Origin of the sequence: Cellulomonas cellasea (genome assembly GCF_030372105.1) — a bacterium.
Classification (GTDB): Bacteria; Actinomycetota; Actinomycetes; order Actinomycetales; family Cellulomonadaceae; genus Cellulomonas_A; species Cellulomonas_A cellasea_A.
Genome location: NZ_JAUDBQ010000003.1, coordinates 201415 through 221094, shown reverse-complemented (window position 1 = coordinate 221094; position 19680 = coordinate 201415). Strand labels below are relative to the sequence as shown.

The window sequence follows — 19680 nt, the reverse complement described above, 5'->3', positions numbered from 1 at the left end:
GCCCGCCTGGGCGGTCGGGTGCGGTCAGGTCACCAGCGGCGGGCGCGCCACTCCTCGAGGTGGGGGCGCTCGGCGCCGAGCGTCGTGTCGCGTCCGTGCCCCGGGTAGACCCAGGTGTCGTCGGGCAGGGTGTCGAACACGCGCCGCTGGAGGTCGTCCATCAGGCTGTCGAAGTCGTCGCCGCCCGAGGTGCGCCCCGGCCCTCCGGGGAACAGCGAGTCGCCGGTGAACAGGTGGGTGCGCCCCGGGACGGCCTCCGGCGCCCGCGCGTCGCGGGGCTCGCGGTAGGCGAGGGCGATCGACCCCGGGGTGTGGCCGCGCAGCGCGATGACCTCGAGGGCGAGATCGCCTAGCGGGACCGTGGCGCCGTGGTGCACGCGGCCCTCCACGTGGACGTCCGCCGCCTCGCCGATCGCCTGCGCGTCGTCGGCGCCGGCAAGGGCGCGGGCGCCGGTGACCGCGAGGATCGAGGTGAGCGCCCCGATGTGGTCGCGGTGCCGATGCGTGGTCACCACGGCGTCGAGCCGCGCCTGGGGTGAGCCCTCTCGGATGAGCTCGAGCAGGCGGTCGGCGTCCGCCGCCGCGTCCACGAGGAGCTGGGCGCCGGTGCGGCGGCAGGTGAGCAGGTAGGCGTTGTTGTCCATCGGCCCCACCGAGGCCTTGCGGATCGTCAGGGCGTCGAGCTCGCGGACGTCGGCCGGGCCGCCGGGGGAGGCCACTCCGGTGTAGGCCATGGTCATTCCTCCAGCAGGGGTCTGTCGGCGCGTGGGGCCGCGGGTGACGGCCGACGCGCGGCTCGGCGGGCGAGGGCCCGGTCGTGGCTGTGGACGGCCTGCACCAAAGCGAGGTGCGAGAGCGCCTGGGGGAAGTTGCCGACCATCCGCCCGCCCACCGGGTCGTACTGCTCCGCGAAGAGTCCCACATCGTTGCCCAGGCCGATGAGGCGGTCCAGCAGCTCGCCGGCCTCGTCGACCTCGTCGCCGCGCGCCAGGGCGTCCACGAGCCAGAACGAGCACGCGAGGAATGGGTGCTCGTCGCCGCGCATGCCGTCGTCCGTCGCGTCGGCGCGGTACCGAAGGACGAGGCCAGGGGCGACCTCCAACTCCTCGCGGATCGCGGCGACGGTGCCCCGCATCCGGGGGTCGTCCGGTGGCAGGAAGCCCACCTGCAGCATCTGCAGCAGCGCGGCGTCGGTGTGCGCCGAGCCGTAGTGCTGGGTGAACGTGCCTCGTCGGGCGTCGAAGCCGTGCGTCAGCACGTCCAGGCGGATCGCGGCGCGCTCCGCCCGCCACCGCTCCAGCGGGCCGGGCAGCCGATGCTGCTCGACGGCACGGACAGCGCGGTCGAGCGCGGCCCATGCCATCACCTTCGAGTGCGTGAAGTGCTGCGGCTGCCCGCGCACCTCCCAGATGCCGTGGTCCGGCTCCCGCCAGTGCCCGATGAGCTCGGCGACGAGGTGCTGCTGCATCGACCAGGAGTCGGTCGTCTCGCGCAGGCCGGCCTCCCGCGCCGACTCGAGCGCGACCATCACCCCGCCGAGCACGTCGTTCTGGACCTGGCCGACGGCGGCGTTGCCGACCCGCACCGGCCGGGAGGCCGCATAGCCGGCCAGGTGGTCCAGCGTGGTCTCGGGCAGGTCCCGCCGCCCGTCCGAGCCGTACATGATCTGCAGGTCGGCCGGGTCTCCCGCCACCGCGCGCAGCAGCCAGTCCCGCCACGCCGTGGCCTCCGCGCGGTACCCGTAGCCGAGCAGGGCGTCGAGGGTCATCGCGGCGTCGCGCAGCCAGCAGTACCGGTAGTCCCAATTCCGCTCCCCGCCGAAGGACTCCGGCAGCGACGTGGTGGGCGCCGCGACGATGCCGCCGGTCTCCTCGTCGGTGAGCATCCGCAGCACGAGCAGCGAGCGCACCACGGCGTCCCGGTGCGGGCCCTGGTGCTGGCACAGCCCCGCCCACCGCACCCAGCGCTGCCGGGTCTCGGCCAGCCGATCGGTGACCGACAAACGGCGCGGCGCACGCCGCCAGGAGTTGGTCCAGGTCGCGGCGAGTTCCACGACCTCGCCCTCGGCGAGGTCGAACGCGTCGACGTGCGCCCGCCCGGCGCCGTGCGGCAGGCGCGTGCCGCGCAGCATCAGCGAGTCGGGGCCGGCGATCGCGCGAATGGTGTCGTGGCCCTCGCGGTCCTCGACGTGGTGCACCCACGGCACGATCGTCCCGTAGCCGAACCGCACGACCCACTCATGCCGGACGGCGACAGTCCCCGACAGGCACTCGATGCGGCGCACGAGGTCGGCGCGGCCGTCGCCGAGCGGCATCGCCTCGGTGACCAGCGCGACGCCGGTGGGGGAGGTGTACGTGGTCTGCAGCACGAACGACTCGCCGAGGTAGGCCCGCCGCACGTCGGTGGCGTCGGGCACGGTGAGCAGCCACCTGCCCTGCGACGGGCCGCCGAGCAGCGCGGCGAAGCAGGCGGGGGAGTCGAAGAACGGGAAGCAGAGCCAGTCGACGGAGCCGTCCCGGGAGACGAGGGCCGCCGTGCGGCCGTCCCCGAGCACGGCGTACTCGCCGATCGGCGTCGTCCGCAGTCGGGCCATGGCTCCATCATCGTCCGGGGGATGGCCGGCCGGGAGATGGGTGAGATCTGCGACACAGTTCGAACACCTGTGCGATGTCAGCGGATCGCCTTACCATGTCCGGGTGAATGATCGACTGATCGTGCAAGGAGCGCGCGAGCACAACTTGCGCAACGTCGACCTCGATCTTCCCCGGGACTCGCTCGTCGTGTTCACGGGGCTGTCCGGGTCCGGCAAGTCCTCCCTCGCCTTCGACACCATCTTCGCGGAGGGGCAGCGGCGGTACGTCGAGTCGCTGTCGGCGTACGCGCGGCAGTTCCTCGGGCAGATGGACAAGCCCGACGTGGACTTCATCGAAGGGCTGTCCCCGGCCGTCTCGATCGACCAGAAGTCGACGAACCGCAACCCGCGCTCCACCGTCGGCACCATCACCGAGGTCTACGACTACCTGCGCCTGCTGTTCGCGCGCTCGGGCACCCAGTTCTGCCCGGTGTGCGGCGAGCAGGTCACGGCCCAGACGCCGCAGCAGATCGTCGACCGCCTGCTCGAGCTGCCCGAGGGCACGCGCTACCAGGTGCTCGCGCCGGTGGTCCGTGGGCGCAAGGGCGAGTACGCCGACCTGTTCAAGGAGCTGCAGTCCAAGGGCTTCGCCCGCGCCCGCGTGGACGGCGAGGTGGTGCAGCTCACCGACCCGCCGACCCTGGAGAAGAAGCTCAAGCACGACATCGAGGTCGTCGTCGACCGGCTGGTGGCGCGTGAGGGCGTCCAGCGCCGGCTGACCGACTCGGTGGAGACGGCGCTCGGCCTCGCCGGCGGGCTCCTCGTGGTCGAGATGGTCGACGCGGACAAGGACGACCCGGAGCGCGAGCGCCGGTTCTCCGAGCACCGGGCCTGCCCCAACGACCACCAGCTCGCGCTCGAGGAGATCGAGCCCCGCACGTTCTCCTTCAACGCCCCGTATGGCGCCTGCCCGGAGTGCACCGGCATCGGCTCGCGGCTCGAGGTGGACACCGACCTGGTGGTCCCCGATGAGGACCTGTCGCTCGCCGAGGGCGCCGTCGCGCCGTGGGCGCAGACGTCCAGCGAGTACTTCACGCGGGTGCTGTCGGCGCTCGCGAGCGACCTGGGCTTCTCGATGGACGTCCCGTGGCGGGCGCTGCCCGAGCGCGCCCGCAACGCCGTGCTGTACGGCGAGAACCATGAGGTGCAGGTCAGGTACAAGAACCGCTGGGGTCGTGAGCGGCAGTACTCGACCGGCTTCGAGGGCGCCGTGACGTTCATCGAGCGCCGGCACAAGGAGACCGAGTCGGACTGGAGCAAGGAGCGCTACGAGGCGTACATGCGCGAGGTCCCGTGCCCGGTCTGCCAGGGCGCCCGGCTCAAGCCCGAGGTGCTCGCGGTGCGCGTCGGCGGGCGCTCGATCGCCGAGGTCTGCGACCTGCCGATCCGGGAGGCGCGGGACTTCCTCAACGACCTGCGGCTCGGCGAGCGCGAGCGCGCCATCGCGGTCGAGGTGCTCAAGGAGATCCAGGCGCGGCTCGGCTTCCTGCTCGACGTCGGGCTCGACTACCTGTCGCTGTCCCGCCCCGCCGCGACGCTCTCCGGCGGTGAGGCGCAGCGCATCCGCCTGGCGACGCAGATCGGCTCCGGGCTGGTCGGCGTGCTGTACGTCCTGGACGAGCCGAGCATCGGCCTGCACCAGCGCGACAACCGCCGCCTCATCGAGACGCTGACCCGGCTCCGCGACCTGGGCAACACCCTCATCGTCGTCGAGCACGACGAGGACACGATCCGCGCCGCGGACTGGATCGTCGACATCGGCCCCGGCGCCGGGGAGCACGGCGGGCACGTCGTGCACTCGGGCGACTTCGCCGGGCTGCTGGCCTCACCCGAGTCGATCACGGGCGCGTACCTCTCCGGCCGGCGCTCGATCCCGATGCCCGCCGAGCGCCGCCCCATCGACCCGGCCCGGCAGGTGACGGTGGTCGGCGCGCGGGAGCACAACCTGCGGGGCATCGACGTCTCCTTCCCGCTGGGCACGCTCACCGCCGTCACCGGCGTCTCAGGCTCGGGCAAGTCCACGCTCGTGAACACGATCCTGTACACGGTGCTCGCCAACGAGCTCAACGGCGCCCGCCAGGTCGCCGGGCGGCACAAGCGCGTGACCGGGATGGAGCACCTCGACAAGGTCGTGCACGTGGACCAGGGGCCGATCGGACGCACCCCCCGGTCGAACCCGGCCACGTACACCGGCGTCTGGGACCGCATCCGCAAGCTCTTCGCCGAGACGACCGAGGCGAAGGTCCGGGGCTACACGCCGGGCCGGTTCTCGTTCAACGTCAAGGGCGGGCGCTGTGAGGCGTGCGCGGGCGACGGGACGCTGAAGATCGAGATGAACTTCCTGCCCGACGTGTACGTGCCGTGCGAGGTCTGCCATGGCGCGCGCTACAACCGGGAGACCCTCGAGGTCCGGTACAAGGGCAAGAACGTCGCCGACGTGCTCGACATGCCGATCGAGGAGGCGGCCGAGTTCTTCGCGCCGTTCGCCGCGATCTCCCGCCACCTGAACACGCTCGTGGACGTCGGCCTCGGGTACGTGCGGCTCGGGCAGCCGGCTCCGACGCTCTCCGGCGGCGAGGCCCAGCGGGTCAAGCTCGCGACCGAGCTGGCCCGCCGCTCGACGGGCCGGACCATCTACGTGCTCGACGAGCCGACCACGGGCCTGCACTTCGAGGACATCCGCAAGCTGCTCCAGGTGCTGCAGTCGCTCGTCGACAAGGGCAACAGCGTGATCGTCATCGAGCACAACCTCGACGTGATCAAGAACGCCGACTGGGTCATCGACATGGGGCCCGAGGGCGGCTCAGGCGGTGGCATGGTCATCGCGGAGGGCACACCGGAGCAGGTCGCCGCCAGCGAGGACAGCCACACCGGGCGGTTCCTTGCCGAGGTGCTCGAGCCGGCGCCGGTCGCCGTCAGCGCTTAGCCGCACAGCGCCGGTGGTCGCCGCTCAGGACGTGGGGGCCGCGACCACCGGGGTGGGCTCCGTGCGCGGGGTCGATGGCTCGCAACGCACCGGGAAGTTGACGGAGCGGGCGATGAAGCAGTGCTCGTGGGCGCGCACATGCAGGGCGTCCAACCGGGCGTCGTCCACGGCGCCGCCCTGCGTGGCGTGCGAGCCCGCGGCGAGGGCGACTGACGGGCGCAGCACCACCTCGGTGAACTGGCCGTGCCCCGCGGCCTCCACCCGCATCGTGCCGTGCGCCCGGTCGGTGTAGCCCGTGACCACCACGCCGTCCGTCGCGGCCAGGTGCAGGAACCACAGCATGTGGCACTGGGCGAGCGCCGCCACGAGCAGCTCCTCGGGGCTGTACCGGGTGGGGTCGCCCCGGAACGCGGGATCGGCCGACCCCGGCAGCGGCGGCTTGGAGCCGATGCGCACGTCGTGGTCGCGGCTGTACGACGTGTAGCTCGTGGTGCCGGTGTCCCCGGCGCCCGTCCAGACGACATCGGCTGAATAGGTGTGCAGCGGTCCCATCGCGCCACGCTATCGGCGGTGGGCCGCCCATGTGCCGCGTTGAGCGTCAGGAGCGCGAACTACGCTCGTCGCATGGCCGATCCCGCGACCTATCGCCCCTCACCCGGTGAGATCCCCGACTCCCCGGGCGTCTACCGGTTCCGCGACGAGCACGGGCGGGTCATCTACGTCGGCAAGGCCAAGAGCCTGCGCTCCCGGCTGAACAGCTATTTCCAGGACGTCGCGGGCCTGCACCAGCGCACCCAGCAGATGGTCACCACCGCGGCGTCGGTGCAGTGGACGGTGGTGGGCACCGAGGTCGAGGCGCTGGCGCTGGAGTACTCCTGGATCAAGGAGTTCGACCCGCGCTTCAACATCAAGTACCGCGACGACAAGTCCTACCCGTACCTGGCCGTCACCATGTCGGAGGAGTTCCCGCGCGTGCAGGTCATGCGCGGCGCGAAGCGTCCTGGCACCCGCTACTTCGGCCCGTACGGGCACGCCTGGGCGATCCGCGAGACCGTCGACCTGCTGCTGCGCGTCTTCCCGGTGCGCACCTGCTCGGCGGGGGTGTTCAAGCGCGCGCACCAGCAGGGCCGGCCCTGCCTGCTCGGCTACATCGACAAGTGCTCGGCGCCGTGCGTGGGCCGCATCTCCCCGGAGGACCACAAGGCGCTCGCCCAGGACTTCTGCGACTTCATGGCGGGGGACACCGCGAAGTTCACGCGGCGCCTCACCGCGCGCATGAAGGAGGCCGCCGCCGACCTGGACTTCGAGCGGGCCGCCCGCCTGCGCGACGACATCGCCGCCCTGGAGCGGGCGACGGAGCGCAACGCCGTGGTGCTGCCCGACGGCACCGACGCCGACATCTTCGCGCTCGTCGGCGACGAGCTGGAGGCCGCCGTCCAGGTCTTCCACGTGCGCGACGGGCGCATCCGGGGCCAGCGCGGCTGGGTCGTGGAGAAGGTCGAGGACGCCACCGACGCCGACCTGGTCGAGCACCTGTTGCAGCAGGTGTACGGCGGTGAGGACGAGGCGGCCCGCCTCGAGGGCGAGCGGCGCGGCGACACCCGCGCGGTGCCCCGCGAGGTGCTGGTGCCGGTGCTGCCGCCCGACGTCGAGCAGGTGCAGGCCTGGCTCACCGGGCTGCGCGGCAGCAGGGTCGAGGTCCGGGTGCCGCAGCGCGGTGACAAGAAGGACCTCGCCGAGACGGTGCGCCGCAACGCCGAGCACGCGCTGGCGCTGCACCGCACGCGCCGGGCCGGCGACCTCACGACCCGCAGCCAGGCCCTGCGCGAGATCCAGGAGGCGCTCGAGCTGCCCACCGCCCCGCTGCGCATCGAGTGCTACGACGTGTCGCATAACCAGGGCACGTTCCAGTCGGCGTCGATGGTCGTGTTCGAGGACGGCCTGGCGCGCAAGAGCGAGTACCGGCACTTCTCGGTGCGGGGCGCGGAGGGCCAGGGCGCCCGGGACGACACCGAGGCGATGCACGAGGTCATCACCCGCCGGTTCCGCCGCTACCTGGCCGAGCGCACAGCGTCGGGGGACCTGGAGATGGGCGCCGACGAGGACGACGCGCCGCGCTCCGGGCCCATCGACGAGACGACGGGCAAGCCGGTGCGGTTCGCGTACCCGCCGAACCTCGTGGTCGTCGACGGCGGGCCGCCCCAGGTGGCCGCGGCCGCTGCGGCGCTGGCGGAGCTGGGCATCGACGACGTGGCGCTGTGCGGGCTCGCGAAGCGTCTCGAGGAGGTGTGGCTGCCCGGGGAGGAGTACCCGGTGATCCTGCAGCGCAGCTCGGAGGGCCTCTACCTGCTGCAGCGGGTTCGGGACGAGGCGCACCGGTTCGCGATCACGGCGCACCGCAAACGGCGCAGCAAGGGGATGACGGTCTCCGCCCTCGACTCGGTGCCCGGCCTCGGCCCGGCCCGGTCGGCGGCGCTGCTCAAGCACTTCGGCTCGCTCAAACGGCTGCGCGCCGCCTCGGTGGAGGAGATCGCATCGGTGCCGGGCATGGGGGAGCGGACCGCCGCCGCCGTGGTCGCGGCGCTCGCCACGCCCTCGCCCGCGGAAGCGACGCTCACCTAAGCCCGCCTGGCATGCTGGGGCCATGTCAGACGAGCCGTCCCCCATCACGGTGCCAGCCGGCATCCCCGCTCTCGAGGCAGCAGCCGAGGCCCCTCGCCTGGAGACCCCCGAAGTCCTCATCATCACGGGCATGTCGGGCGCCGGGCGCACGCGCGCCGCCGCCGTGCTCGAAGACCTCGACTGGTACGTCGTGGACAACCTGCCCGCGCAGATGCTCACGCACCTCGTCGGGCTGATGACCCACGGCGCCGGCGGCGGCCTGCGCCAGCGGCTCGCCGCGGTCGTGGACGTGCGGGGCCGCGAGTTCTTCGCGGACCTGGAGCAGGTGCTGTCGGGGCTCGGCGAGGCGGGCATCCAGTACCGCGTGCTGTTCCTCGACGCCTCCGACGAGGTGCTCGTCCGCCGGTACGAGCAGGTGCGGCGCCCGCACCCGCTGCAGGGCGACGGCCGGATCCTGGACGGCATCGGGGCGGAGCGCGCGATGCTGCGCAGCACCCGCGAGCGGGCGGACATGCTCATCGACACGTCCGACCTCAACGTCCACGACCTGGCCCGGGAGGTTCGGGCCGCGGTGGCGGGCGGCAGCTCGGACGGCCTGCGCGTCAACGTGGTCTCCTTCGGCTTCAAGTACGGCCTGCCGTTGGACGCCGACCTCGTCGTGGACGTCCGGTTCCTGGCCAACCCGTACTGGATCACCGAGCTGCGCCACCTGTCGGGGCGAGACGCCCCGGTCCGCGACTACGTGCTGGGCCTGCCCGGCGCCCTGACGTTCGTCGAGCGCTACGTGGACGCCCTGGAGCCGGCGCTCGCCGGGTACGTGCAGGAGGAGAAGCGCTACCTGACGATCGCCGTCGGGTGCACCGGCGGCAAGCACCGGTCCGTGGCGATCAGCGAGGTGATGGCCGCGCGGCTGCGTGAGCGCGGTGTGCGGGTGACCGTCTCGGCCCGGGACCTCGGCAAGGAATGAGCGCGCTCGCCAGCGGGGGCCCCGCGTTCGTCGCCCTCGGCGGGGGGCATGGCCTGTCCGCGACGCTCTCGGCGTTGCGGCTCATGTCGGACCAGCTCACAGCGGTCGTGACCGTCGCGGACGACGGGGGCTCGTCGGGACGGCTGCGCGACGAGCTGGGCGTGCTGCCGCCAGGCGACCTGCGGATGGCGTTGGCGGCGCTCTGCGACGACTCCGAGTGGGGCAGGACGTGGCGGGACGTGCTGCAGCACCGGTTCTCGTCGTCGGGCGACCTGGACCGTCACGCGGTCGGGAACCTGCTGATCGTGGCGCTCTGGGAGCTCCTCGGGGACACCGTCGAGGGGCTCGACTGGGTGGCCAAGCTGCTCGGCGCCCGGGGGCGGGTGCTGCCCATGGCGGCGGTCCCGCTGGAGATCGAGGCGGACGTCGACAAGGGCGACGGTGTGACGTGCGTGGTCCGCGGGCAGAGCGCTGTGGCCGTCGTGGGCGAGCGCATCACGCAGGTCCGCCTGGTGCCCGAGGCGCCGCCGGCGTGCCCCGAGGCTGTCGCGGCCGTCGAGTCCGCGGACTGGGTGGTGCTGGGGCCGGGATCGTGGTTCACGTCGGTGCTGCCGCACCTGCTGGTGCCGGAGCTCGCCGCCGCCCTGCACCGCACCTCGGCTCGCCGGGTCGTCGTCCTCAACCTCGAGCCGGACGCCGGCGAGACGGACGGGATGCGCGCGGAGGACTACATCGACGTGCTCCGCCGGCATGCGCCAGACCTCCGCGTGGACGCCGTGGTGGCCGATCCCGGGGCCGTGGAGGACGTGTCGGTGCTCGTCGAGCGGACCCGTGCGATCGGCGCCCGGCTGCTGCTCCGGCAGGTCGGCAGCAGCGACGGATCAGCCCGTCACGACCCGTTGCGCCTGGCTGCGGCGCTGCGCGACGTGGTCGACGGGTTTCTCGGCGACGTGGGGACGCGTACTGCGGACGCGTAGGAAATGGCAGGATGACGGCATGGCGCTGACGGCACAGGTGAAAGATGAGCTCGCACGGCTCCAGGTCGACAAGACGTCCTGCCGCAAGGCAGAGGTCTCGGCGATGCTGCGGTTCGCGGGGGGGCTGCACATCATCTCGGGGCGGATCGTCATCGAGGCGGAGCTGGACACGGGCATCGCGGCGAGGCGGCTGCGGCTGGCGATCGCGGAGGTCTACGGGCACGGGAGCGACGTGATCGTGGTCTCGGGCGGTGGTTTGCGGCGAGGGAGCCGCTACGTGGTGCGGGTGGTCAAGGACGGGGAGTCGCTGGCCCGCCAGACGGGCCTGCTCGACAACCGCGGCCGGCCGGTGCGGGGTCTGCCCCCGCAGGTCGTCTCGGCGGGCGTCGGCGAGGCGGAGGCCGCATGGCGCGGGGCGTTCCTGGCGCATGGCTCGCTCACCGAGCCCGGGCGCTCCTCCGCGCTCGAGGTGACGTGCCCGGGACCGGAGGCCGCGCTGGCCCTGGTGGGCGCGGCCCGGCGGCTCGGCATCGCGGCCAAGGCCCGCGAGGTGCGCGGTGTGGACCGCGTGGTGATCCGCGACGGCGACGCGATCAGCGCGATGCTGGCCCGGCTCGGCGCCCACGACACGATGCTGGTGTGGGAGGAGCGGAGGGTGCGGCGCGAGGTGCGCGGCACCGCGAACCGGCTCGCGAACTTCGACGACGCGAACTTGCGGCGATCGGCCCGGGCGGCGGTGGCGGCCGGCGCGCGGGTCGAGCGGGCCTTCGAGATCCTCGGCGCCGACCTGCCCGAGCACCTGCGTGAGGCTGGCGAGCTACGCCTGGCGCACAAGGAGGCCTCGCTCGAGGAGCTGGGCAAGCTGGCCGACCCGGTGCTCACCAAGGACGCCGTCGCCGGCCGCATACGGCGGCTGCTCGCGACGGCGGACAAGCGCGCCTCAGAGCTCGGCATACCCGACACCGAGGCAGGCCTGAGCCCGGAGCTGTTGGACCTCTGAGCACGTCTCACGCAGACCAAGGTCCCGGCGTGATGCCTGTCACGGGTATAGGCTCGGGGATAGCCGGTGGCCGGGGGAGGGCCAAGGGGGAGCACGACTCTTCCTCGCAGGACACCGGTGCGCACATCGGCGTGCGTGTCAGTCAATCACCGTAAATGTGTGCGCCGACCTCCGTCGGCGCTGCCGAGGAGGGCAAGTGACCATCCGCGTCGGTATCAACGGCTTCGGCCGCATCGGACGTAACTTCTACCGGGCCATCCTGGCGTCCGGGGCGGACATCGACGTTGTCGCTGTCAACGACCTCACGGACAACAAGACCCTGGCGCACCTGCTGAAGTACGACTCCGTCCTGGGCCGCCTCCCCGCCGAGGTCACCTACGACGAGTCGTCGATCATCGTGGACGGCAAGGCCATCCGCGCCCTCGAGGAGCGCGACCCCGCGCTGCTGCCGTGGGCCGAGCTGGGCGTCGACATCGTCATCGAGTCGACCGGCTTCTTCACTGACGCGACCAAGGCGAAGGCGCACATCGACGCCGGCGCCAAGAAGGTCATCATCTCGGCTCCGGCCAAGAACGAGGACGGCACGTTCGTCATCGGCGTCAACGAGCAGGACTACGACGCTGCCACGCAGCACATCATCTCGAACGCGTCCTGCACGACGAACTGCCTGGCGCCGCTCGCGAAGGTGCTCGACGAGGCCTTCGGCATCGAGCGTGGTCTCATGACCACGATCCACGCCTACACGGGCGACCAGAACCTGCAGGACGGCCCGCACCGCGACCTGCGTCGCGCGCGTGCCGCTGCGGTCAACATCGTCCCGACCTCGACGGGCGCCGCGAAGGCTGTGGCCCTCGTGCTCCCGCAGCTCAAGGGCAAGCTCGACGGCTACGCGCTGCGCGTCCCGGTCCCGACCGGCTCCGCCACGGACCTGACGTTCACGGCTGGCCGCGAGGTCACCGCCGCTGAGGTCAACGCCGCGGTCAAGGCCGCCGCGGAGACCGACGCGCTCAAGGGCGTCCTGGTCTACACCGAGGACGAGATCGTGTCCTCGGACATCGTCACCGACCCGGCCTCGAGCATCTTCGACTCGAAGCTCACCAAGGTGATCGGCGACCAGGTCAAGGTTGTCGCCTGGTACGACAACGAGTGGGGCTACTCGAACCGTCTCGTGGACCTCACGGTCTACGTCGGCGAGCGTCTCTGATCGTCGACCTGACGTAGCACGACCATGCGTCCGCGTGCGCGCCGCGGCCTTCGGGTCCGGGCGCGCACGCGGACGCTGTCATGTGTGGCGGGTCGCCCCGCGCGACCCCTGTGAGGAATGAGAACGCCATGAAGACCATCGAGGACCTCGGGGACCTGCGGGGCAAGACCGTGCTGGTCCGCTCCGACTTCAACGTGCCGCTCGACGGCACGACCATCACCGATGACGGGCGCATCCGCGCGGCGCTGCCGACGCTGACGACGCTGCTCGACAAGGGCGCGCGCGTCGTCGTCGCCGCCCACCTGGGCCGCCCCAAGGGCGCCCCGGACGCGAAGTACTCCCTGGCGCCCGTCGCGGCCCGCCTGAGCGAGCTGCTCGGCAAGCCCGTCGCCCTCGCCGAGGACACCGTCGGCGACTCCGCCAAGGCGACTGTCGCGGCGCTGCAGGACGGCCAGATCGCCCTGCTCGAGAACATCCGCTTCGACGCGCGTGAGACCTCCAAGGTCGACGCCGAGCGCGAGTCGCTCGCCGAGGACCTCGCGGCGCTGGCCGACGCGTTCGTCTCGGACGGTTTCGGCGTGGTGCACCGCAAGCAGGCGTCGGTGTACGACGTCGCGAAGAAGCTGCCCAGCGCTGTGGGCCTGCTCGTCCTCAAGGAGGTCGAGTCCCTGAAGAAGGCGACCGAGAACCCGGAGCGCCCCTACGCCGTCGTGCTCGGCGGCTCGAAGGTCTCCGACAAGCTCGGGGTCATCGACAATCTCATCACCAAGGCCGACCGCATCCTCATCGGCGGCGGCATGGTGTTCACGTTCCTCGCCGCCAAGGGCTACTCGGTGGGCGCCTCGCTGCTCGAGGCCGACCAGATCGAGACCGTCAAGGGCTACCTGGCGAAGGCCGAGGAGCGCGGCGTCGAGATCGTGCTGCCCACGGACATCGTGGTGGCCGACGCGTTCGCCGCGGACTCCCCGCACCAGGACGTCGCCGCCGACTCGATCCCCGACGGCAAGATCGGGCTGGACATCGGCCCCGACTCGCGTGACCTGTTCCGCTCGAAGATCCTCGACGCGAAGACCGTCGTGTGGAACGGCCCGGCGGGCGTGTTCGAGTTCGAGGCGTTCTCGAAGGGCACCCGCGCCGTCGCGCAGGCGCTCGTCGAGGCCGCGCAGAACGGCGCGTTCACCATCGTCGGCGGCGGCGACTCGGCTGCGGCCGTGCGCGTCCTCGGCTTCGACGAGGCCGGCTTCGGCCACATCTCCACGGGTGGCGGCGCCAGCCTGGAGTTCCTCGAGGGCAAGTCCCTCCCCGGCATCGCAGTTCTGGAGGGCTGAGCCATGGCAACCCGCATCCCGCTCATCGCGGGCAACTGGAAGATGAACCTCGACCACAACGAGGCCATCCACCTGGTGCAGAAGCTGGCCTGGACGCTCAAGGACGGCAAGTTCGACTACGCCACGACCGAGGTCGTCGTGCTGCCGTCGTTCACGTCGATCCGCTCCGTGCAGACGCTCGTGGACGCTGACAAGCTCGAGCTCGGCTACGGCGCGCAGGACATCTCGCAGCACGCCAGCGGCGCGTACACCGGCGAGGTCTCGGCGGCGCAGCTCTCGAAGCTGGGCGTCACGTACGTGACGGTCGGCCACTCGGAGCGCCGCGAGTACCACCACGAGACGGACGCGATTGTCGCGGCCAAGGCCGTCGCGGCCTTCGGCGCGGGCATCGTCCCGATCGTGTGCGTCGGCGAGGGCCTGGACATCCGCAAGGCCGGCGAGCAGGTGCCCTACACGCTGACCCAGCTCGAGGGCTCGCTGGCGGGCATCACCGCCGAGCAGGCCGCGAAGGTCGTCATCGCGTACGAGCCCGTCTGGGCCATCGGCACCGGCGAGGTCGCCACGCCTGAGGACGCGCAGGAGGTCTGCGGCGCGATCCGCGGCAAGCTGGCCGAGCTGTACGGCCAGGAGGTCGCCGACGCCGTGCGCGTGCTGTACGGCGGCTCGGTGAAGTCCGGCAACGTGGCCTCGATCATGGCCAAGCCCGACGTTGACGGCGCGCTCGTCGGCGGCGCGAGCCTGGACGCCGAGGAGTTCGCGAAGATCGCGCGCTTCCAGGCGCACGAGGTCGGTCTCTGACCCGCTAGCGCACCTCGATGGTGGGCGTGCGGGCCGTATTCGGCCCGCACGCCCACCGGCATGTCGGCGGCGCGCGCCCCCTATTCGCCCGGATGTTGGCGAACAGGGTGTGCCGTCGCCTAGGCTGGATCGCCTAGTCTTGACGCGATCACCTCTCGGTGACGCCCCGCACGAGTGAGGACAGACCCCCGACGTGGACGCCCTGCGCATCACCCTCCAGGTCCTGCTGGTGCTCTCCAGCTTCCTGCTGATCCCCCTGGTCCTGCTGCACAAGGGCCGTGGTGGCGGTCTGTCTGACATGTTCGGCGGCGGCATCACCTCGAGCGCCGGGAGCTCCGGCGTCGCCGAGCGGAACCTGAACCGCATCACGGTGACCGTCGCGGTCCTGTGGGCCGTGATCATCGTCCTGCTGGGCTTGATCCAGCGCGTGGGTTGAGGGGGGAACTCGATGGCGAGTGGGAGTGCGATCCGCGGATCGCGAGTGGGCGCCGGCCCGATGGGCGAGGCCGAGCGGGGCGACAGCGCTCCGCGGGTCTGGATCTCGTACTGGTGCGCGAACGGGCATGAGACGCGCCCCAGCTTCGCCGAGGAGGCCGCCGAGGAGGCGCCCGTCACCTGGGACTGCCCCCGGTGTGGATTCCCCGGAGGCCAGGACCAGGAGAACCCTCCGGCGCCGTCCAGGAACGAGCCGTACAAGACGCACCTCGCCTACGTGAAGGAGCGCCGCTCGGACGAGGACGGCGAGGCGATACTCGACGAGGCGCTGGCCGCCCTGCGCGCGCGTCGCGGACGACGCTGAGAGCCTCAGCGACACAGACAGCACAGAGCGCCCGACCCCTCCTGGGGTCGGGCGCTCTTGTCATGCGTGCCCGAGGCGGACGGCAGGGACGCTCAGACGGCCGTCCCGGCGGCGGCGACGTCGAGCAGCCACAACGTCCGCTCCTGGCCGTGCACGCCCGCCGCTGGCGTCTGCTCGACCGGTCCGCCCGAGAGCGCCGACGCGACAGCCTCGGCCTTCTCCGGGCCCGCGGCGACCACCCAGGCCTCGCGTGCGGCGTGCAGGGCGTCGAAGGTCAGCGAGACCCGCTGCGGCGGCGGCTTGGGGGAGGCGTGCACGCCGACGGTGGCGACCCCAGCGGCCTCGAGGGCCGGGTGCCCGGGGAACAGCGACGCGACGTGGCCGTCAGGCCCCATGCCCAGCAGCAGGACGTCGAAGGCGGGCGCCTGGGCTCCGGGCGGGGCCCAGCGGGCGAGCTCGTCGGCGTACAGCGCCGCCGACAGCTCCGGGGTGGCGACGGTGGCGTCGAGCGCCGGGATGGCGTGCACGTTGGCGGCTGGCAGCGCGTCGCCGAGCGAGTCGATCAGCGCGTCGCGCGCCTGGGTCTCGTTGCGGTCCGGGTCGCCGTCGGGCAGGAACCGCTCGTCGCCCCACCACAGGTGCACCTGCGACCAGTCCACGGCGGTGCGCACCGGGTTGCGCGCGACGGCCGCGAGCGTGGCGATGCCGACGGTGCCGCCGGTGAGCACCAGGTGGACGGGGCTGCGCTCCGACTGGACGTCCAGGACGCGGGTGAGGAGTCGTGCCGCCGTCGCCTCGGCGAGGATGGCGGCGTCCGGGTGGACGATGACGAGGCGGCTCATGACTCGATCCTCGTCAGGCCCTTGCGGAGCACCTCGCCGTACACCTCGTCCGGGTCGAGCCTGCGCAACTCCTCCGAGAGGCACTCGCGCAGCTGGCGGATCGGCAGCGCGATGCGGTGCTCGGGCTGGCCCGGCTGCGTGAGCGCGGCCGTCTTGCCGTCCGGCCGGTCGAGGACGATGGGGCCGCTCTTGCGCTCCAGGCGCACCTGGGTGATGGCGGGGGCGCCCGCGACGCGCTCGACGTCGACGGGGCACCGCAGCGCCTCGGCCAGCCACGCGGCCATGAGGTCCACCGACGGGTGGGTGCTCTCCCCGACGACGAGTGCGCGCTGCACCTCCTCGTAGGGCGGCTGGTCGAGCGTCGCGGCGATGAGCCCGCGCCACAGCGTCGTGCGGGTCCACGCGAGGTCCGAGTCGCCGTCCGAGTACACGGACGCGAGGCTCCGCAGCGCGTCCGATGGGACGTCGGCGTTCACGGAGTCGGTGATCCGGCGCTGCGCCATCTTGCCGACGGGGTGCTCCGCGGGGTTCTCCGGCGCCTCGTACGGCCACCACACGACTATCGGCGCGTCGGGCAGGAGCAACGGGATGACGAGCGTGTCCGCGTGGCGGCACAGCGCGCCGGCCGAGCGGAGCAGGATCACCTCGCTGGCGCCCGCGTCGCCGCCCAGGCGGATCTGCGCGTCGAGTGAGGCCGGCGCGTCCCCGGGCTGGTCCTGGAGCACGATGATGCGGCACGGGTGCTCACGGCTGGCCTCGTTGGCCGCGGCGATCGCCTCCTCGGGGTCGTGCCCCGCGAGGTCGATGATGAGGGTCAGCACCCGCCCGAGGGCGACGGCGCCGCCCTCGTCACGGGCCTTCACCAGGCGCTTGTTGATCGCCCGGGTGCTGGTGCCGGGAAGGTCGATGATCACGGGATCCTCCAGGCGCGGCCGTCGCGGGCCATCATCTCGTCGGCGGACGCCGGGCCCCACGTGCCGGAGCGATACGGGTCGGGCTTGCCGTGGGTGGCCCAGTACTCGGTGATCGGGTCCAGGATCTTCCAGGACAGCTCGACCTCCTCGTGGCGGGGGAAGAGCGGCGGGTCGCCGAGCAGCACGTCGAGGATGAGTCGCTCGTAGGCCTCCGGGGAGGACTCGGTGAACGCGTGGCCGTAGCCGAAGTCCATCGTGACGTCGCGGACCTCCATGGCCGTCCCGGGCACCTTGGCGCCGAACCGCAGGGTGACGCCCTCGTCGGGCTGCACGCGGATGACCAGGGCGTTCTTGCCGAGCTCCTCCGTGGCCGTCGACTCGAACGGCAGGTGCGGGGCCTTCTTGAAGACCACGGCGATCTCGGTGACGCGGCGGCCGAGCCGCTTGCCGGTGCGCAGGTAGAACGGCACCCCGGCCCAGCGGCGGGTGTCGATGTCGACGCGGATCGCGGCGAACGTCTCGGTCGTCGAGCCGGGGTTGAAGCCCTCTTCCTCGGTGTACCCGGCGACCTTCTCGCCGCCCTGCCAGCCCGCGGCGTACTGCCCGCGCGAGGTGTGCTTGCCCAGGTCCTTCGGCAGGCGCACCGCCGAGAGCACCTTGGTCTTCTCGGCGCGCAGGCCCTCCGCGTCGAAGGAGACGGGCTCCTCCATCGCGGTCAGCGCCAGGAGCTGCAGCAGGTGGTTCTGGATGACGTCGCGCGCGGCGCCGATGCCGTCGTAGTAGCCGGCGCGACCGCCGATGCCGATGTCCTCGGCCATCGTGATCTGCACGTGGTCCACGTAGTTGGCGTTCCAGATCGGCTCGAAGAGCTGGTTGGCGAACCGCAAGGCGAGGATGTTCTGCACCGTCTCCTTGCCGAGGTAGTGGTCGATGCGGAACACGTCGTCGGGCCGGAAGACCTCGGAGACGACGGCGTTGAGCTCGCGTGCGCTCTGCAGGTCGTGCCCGAACGGCTTCTCGATGACGACCCGGCGCCAGGTGCCCTCACGCGGCTGGGAGAGCCCGGAGCGCGCGAGCTGGCGGCACACCACCGGGAAGGAGCTCGGGGGCACGGACAGGTAGAACGCGTGGTTCCCCTCGGTGCCGCGCACCTCGTCGAGCTCGTGCACGGTGTCGCTGAGCCGGTCGAAGGCCGCGTCGTCGTCGAAGGAGCCCTCCACGAAGCGGATGCCCTCCGCGAGCTGGCGCCACGTCGCCTCGCGGAACGGGGTGCGCGCGTGCTCCTTGACGGAGTCGTGCACGATCTCGGCGAACTGCCGGGTGTCCCAGTCGCGGCGCGCGAAGCCGGTGAGCGCGAAGCCCGGCGGCAGCAGGCCACGGTTCGTGAGGTCGTAGACCGCCGGCATGAGCTTCTTGCGCGCGAGGTCGCCCGTCACGCCGAAGATCACCAGCCCGGAGGGGCCGGCGATCCGGGGCAGCCGGCGGTCGCGCGGGTCCCGCAGCGGGTTGTGGTCGGCGGTGACTTCCGCCGGGCTCACCGGGCCACCTGGCCGAGTCCTGCCGAGACGGTGCTCAGGAGCTGTTCCCAGCTCGCCTCGAACTTCTGCACGCCCTCGACCTCGAGCTGGGCGGTGACCTCGTCGAGGTCGACGCCGAGCGCCGCGAGGTCCGAGACCACCCGGGCAGACTCCGCCTGGGTCCCGCTCACGGTGTCCCCGCGCACCTCGCCGTGGTCGGCGAACGCGAGGAGCGTGGCCTCGGGCATGGTGTTGACGACGCCCGGGGCGATCAGCTCCGAGACGTACAGCGTGTCGGGGTAGGCCGGGTCCTTGACGCCCGTGGAGGCCCACAACGGTCGCTGCGGGCTCGCGCCGCGCTCGGCGAGGGCCTGCCACCGGTCGCCGGCGACGACCTTCTCGTACAGCCCGAAGGCGAGCCGGGCGTTCGCGATCGCGGCCTTGCCCCGCAGCGCGGCGGCCTCGGGCGTGCCGAGGGCGTCGAGCCGGGGGTCGATCGCGGCGTCCACGCGGGAGACGAAGAACGACGCGACGGAGCCGATCGTGCGCAGGTTGTAGCCGTTGTCGTGGGCGCGCTCGAGTCCTTCGAGGAACGCGTCCAGGACGGCCGCGTAGCGCTCGAGCGAGAAGATCAGCGTCACGTTGACGCTGATCCCCTCGGCGAGCACCGCGGTGATCGCCGGCAGGCCCTCCAGGGTCGCCGGGATCTTGATGAAGACGTTGGGGCGGTCGACGGCAGCCCAGAGGGCCTTCGCCGAGTCGATGGTGCCCCGGGTGTCGTGCGCGAGGCGGGGATCCACCTCGATCGAGACTCGACCGTCGACGCTGTCCGTCGCGTCGTACACGGGACGCAGCACGTCGGCCGCCTCCCGCACGTCGTCGGTCGTGATCGCGAACACTGCCGCGTCGACGTCGGCGCCGGCGGACGCGAGCTCACGGAGCTGCGCGTCGTAGGCGTCGATCTTCGCGAGCGCGCTCGCGAAGATCGACGGGTTGGTCGTGACCCCGACGACGTCGAGGTCGGCGACGAGCCCCGCCAGGTTGCCCGTGCGGAGCCGCTCGCGCGACAGGTCGTCGAGCCACACCGACACGCCGGCCTCGCTGAGCCGGTCGATCGGGTTGGTGGTGGCCTCGGTCATGGTGGATCCCCTTTT

At 72.1% G+C, this 19680-nt stretch carries 17 protein-coding genes; 10 read left to right on the top strand and 7 right to left on the bottom strand.

The genetic code is table 11. From position 1 onward, the window contains the following. Positions 1–29 precede the first annotated feature (29 nt). Together QUV83_RS04780 and QUV83_RS04775 are read right to left on the bottom strand one after the other, a co-directional pair. Positions 30–734 (bottom strand): MBL fold metallo-hydrolase, encoded by a 705-nt coding sequence (locus tag QUV83_RS04780; protein WP_289563026.1) that lies wholly within the window; start codon positions 732–734, stop codon positions 30–32. Positions 735–736: 2 nt separating this feature from the next. After that, a complete protein-coding gene (locus tag QUV83_RS04775; RefSeq protein ID WP_289563025.1) occupies positions 737–2593 on the bottom strand; it encodes a glycoside hydrolase family 15 protein in 1857 nt (618 codons plus the stop codon). Between the two features lie 103 nt (positions 2594–2696). On the opposite strand from QUV83_RS04775, the gene uvrA reads away from it, so the two are divergent. Further along, complete coding sequence (uvrA, locus tag QUV83_RS04770) at positions 2697–5558, top strand: excinuclease ABC subunit UvrA (RefSeq protein ID WP_289563024.1); 2862 nt, start codon at positions 2697–2699, stop codon at positions 5556–5558. 24 nt (positions 5559–5582) lie between these two features. On the opposite strand, the gene QUV83_RS04765 is transcribed toward uvrA, so the two are convergent. After that, positions 5583–6110 (bottom strand): OsmC family protein, encoded by a 528-nt coding sequence (locus QUV83_RS04765; protein ID WP_289563023.1) that lies wholly within the window; start codon positions 6108–6110, stop codon positions 5583–5585. 72 nt (positions 6111–6182) lie between these two features. Here QUV83_RS04765 and uvrC point away from each other — a divergent pair, with 72 nt between their 5' ends. The 9 genes from uvrC (at position 6183) to QUV83_RS04720 (ending at position 15253) form a co-directional block, all read left to right on the top strand. Then, positions 6183–8180, top strand: a complete 1998-nt coding sequence (uvrC, locus tag QUV83_RS04760) for an excinuclease ABC subunit UvrC (protein WP_289563022.1) — start codon at positions 6183–6185, stop codon at positions 8178–8180. 22 nt (positions 8181–8202) lie between these two features. Continuing rightward, positions 8203–9147 (top strand): RNase adapter RapZ, encoded by a 945-nt coding sequence (rapZ, locus tag QUV83_RS04755; protein WP_289563021.1) that lies wholly within the window; start codon positions 8203–8205, stop codon positions 9145–9147. Next, positions 9144–10124 carry a gluconeogenesis factor YvcK family protein gene (locus tag QUV83_RS04750; RefSeq protein WP_289563020.1) on the top strand — a complete coding sequence of 327 codons (981 nt, stop codon included), beginning with the start codon at positions 9144–9146 and terminating at the stop codon, positions 10122–10124. Before rapZ ends, QUV83_RS04750 begins: the two co-directional genes overlap by 4 nt. A 19-nt stretch (positions 10125–10143) precedes the next feature. Then, positions 10144–11124 carry a DNA-binding protein WhiA gene (gene whiA / locus QUV83_RS04745; protein WP_289563019.1) on the top strand — a complete coding sequence of 327 codons (981 nt, stop codon included), beginning with the start codon at positions 10144–10146 and terminating at the stop codon, positions 11122–11124. Between the two features lie 196 nt (positions 11125–11320). After that, entirely contained in the window at positions 11321–12328 is a 1008-nt protein-coding gene (gene gap, locus QUV83_RS04740; RefSeq protein ID WP_289563018.1) for a type I glyceraldehyde-3-phosphate dehydrogenase, read from the top strand. Between the two features lie 128 nt (positions 12329–12456). Next, positions 12457–13656, top strand: a complete 1200-nt coding sequence (locus QUV83_RS04735) for a phosphoglycerate kinase (protein ID WP_289563017.1) — start codon at positions 12457–12459, stop codon at positions 13654–13656. Between the two features lie 3 nt (positions 13657–13659). Beyond that, complete coding sequence (gene tpiA / locus QUV83_RS04730; protein WP_289563016.1) at positions 13660–14454, top strand: triose-phosphate isomerase; 795 nt, start codon at positions 13660–13662, stop codon at positions 14452–14454. A 193-nt stretch (positions 14455–14647) separates the two neighbouring features. Further along, positions 14648–14890, top strand: coding sequence for a preprotein translocase subunit SecG (gene secG / locus QUV83_RS04725; RefSeq protein WP_289563015.1), 243 nt, complete (start codon positions 14648–14650; stop codon positions 14888–14890). A 12-nt stretch (positions 14891–14902) separates the two neighbouring features. Further along, positions 14903–15253, top strand: a complete 351-nt coding sequence (locus QUV83_RS04720) for an RNA polymerase-binding protein RbpA (protein ID WP_066588248.1) — start codon at positions 14903–14905, stop codon at positions 15251–15253. Between the two features lie 92 nt (positions 15254–15345). On the opposite strand, the gene pgl is transcribed toward QUV83_RS04720, so the two are convergent. Genes pgl through tal form a run of 4 tightly spaced genes read right to left on the bottom strand, consistent with a single transcriptional unit; the run spans position 15346 to position 19665 of the window. Further along, positions 15346–16095: a 6-phosphogluconolactonase gene (gene pgl, locus QUV83_RS04715; RefSeq protein WP_289563014.1), complete on the bottom strand. Its 750-nt coding sequence runs from the start codon at positions 16093–16095 to the stop codon at positions 15346–15348. Further along, positions 16092–17009 carry a glucose-6-phosphate dehydrogenase assembly protein OpcA gene (opcA, locus tag QUV83_RS04710; RefSeq protein ID WP_289563013.1) on the bottom strand — a complete coding sequence of 306 codons (918 nt, stop codon included), beginning with the start codon at positions 17007–17009 and terminating at the stop codon, positions 16092–16094. Before opcA ends, pgl begins: the two co-directional genes overlap by 4 nt. Beyond that, positions 17006–18547 carry a glucose-6-phosphate dehydrogenase gene (gene zwf, locus QUV83_RS04705; RefSeq protein WP_289563012.1) on the bottom strand — a complete coding sequence of 514 codons (1542 nt, stop codon included), beginning with the start codon at positions 18545–18547 and terminating at the stop codon, positions 17006–17008. Before zwf ends, opcA begins: the two co-directional genes overlap by 4 nt. Beyond that, entirely contained in the window at positions 18544–19665 is a 1122-nt protein-coding gene (tal, locus tag QUV83_RS04700; RefSeq protein WP_289563011.1) for a transaldolase, read from the bottom strand. Before tal ends, zwf begins: the two co-directional genes overlap by 4 nt. Between the last annotated feature and the right edge of the window lie 15 nt (positions 19666–19680).

Excerpts from the sequence above, each read along its gene's own strand:
- whiA (WP_289563019.1), top strand. The coding sequence starts at position 10,144 with ATGGCGCTGACGGCACAGGTGAAAGATGAGCTCGCACGGCTCCAGGTC.
- QUV83_RS04765 (WP_289563023.1), bottom strand. The coding sequence starts at position 6,110 with ATGGGACCGCTGCACACCTATTCAGCCGATGTCGTCTGGACGGGCGCC.
- rapZ (WP_289563021.1), top strand. The coding sequence starts at position 8,203 with ATGTCAGACGAGCCGTCCCCCATCACGGTGCCAGCCGGCATCCCCGCT.
- QUV83_RS04780 (WP_289563026.1), bottom strand. The coding sequence starts at position 734 with ATGGCCTACACCGGAGTGGCCTCCCCCGGCGGCCCGGCCGACGTCCGC.
- uvrC (WP_289563022.1), top strand. The coding sequence starts at position 6,183 with ATGGCCGATCCCGCGACCTATCGCCCCTCACCCGGTGAGATCCCCGAC.
- QUV83_RS04775 (WP_289563025.1), bottom strand. The coding sequence starts at position 2,593 with ATGGCCCGACTGCGGACGACGCCGATCGGCGAGTACGCCGTGCTCGGG.
- tal (WP_289563011.1), bottom strand. The coding sequence starts at position 19,665 with ATGACCGAGGCCACCACCAACCCGATCGACCGGCTCAGCGAGGCCGGC.
- QUV83_RS04720 (WP_066588248.1), top strand. The coding sequence starts at position 14,903 with ATGGCGAGTGGGAGTGCGATCCGCGGATCGCGAGTGGGCGCCGGCCCG.
- QUV83_RS04750 (WP_289563020.1), top strand. The coding sequence starts at position 9,144 with ATGAGCGCGCTCGCCAGCGGGGGCCCCGCGTTCGTCGCCCTCGGCGGG.
- pgl (WP_289563014.1), bottom strand. The coding sequence starts at position 16,095 with ATGAGCCGCCTCGTCATCGTCCACCCGGACGCCGCCATCCTCGCCGAG.
- QUV83_RS04735 (WP_289563017.1), top strand. The coding sequence starts at position 12,457 with ATGAAGACCATCGAGGACCTCGGGGACCTGCGGGGCAAGACCGTGCTG.
- tpiA (WP_289563016.1), top strand. The coding sequence starts at position 13,660 with ATGGCAACCCGCATCCCGCTCATCGCGGGCAACTGGAAGATGAACCTC.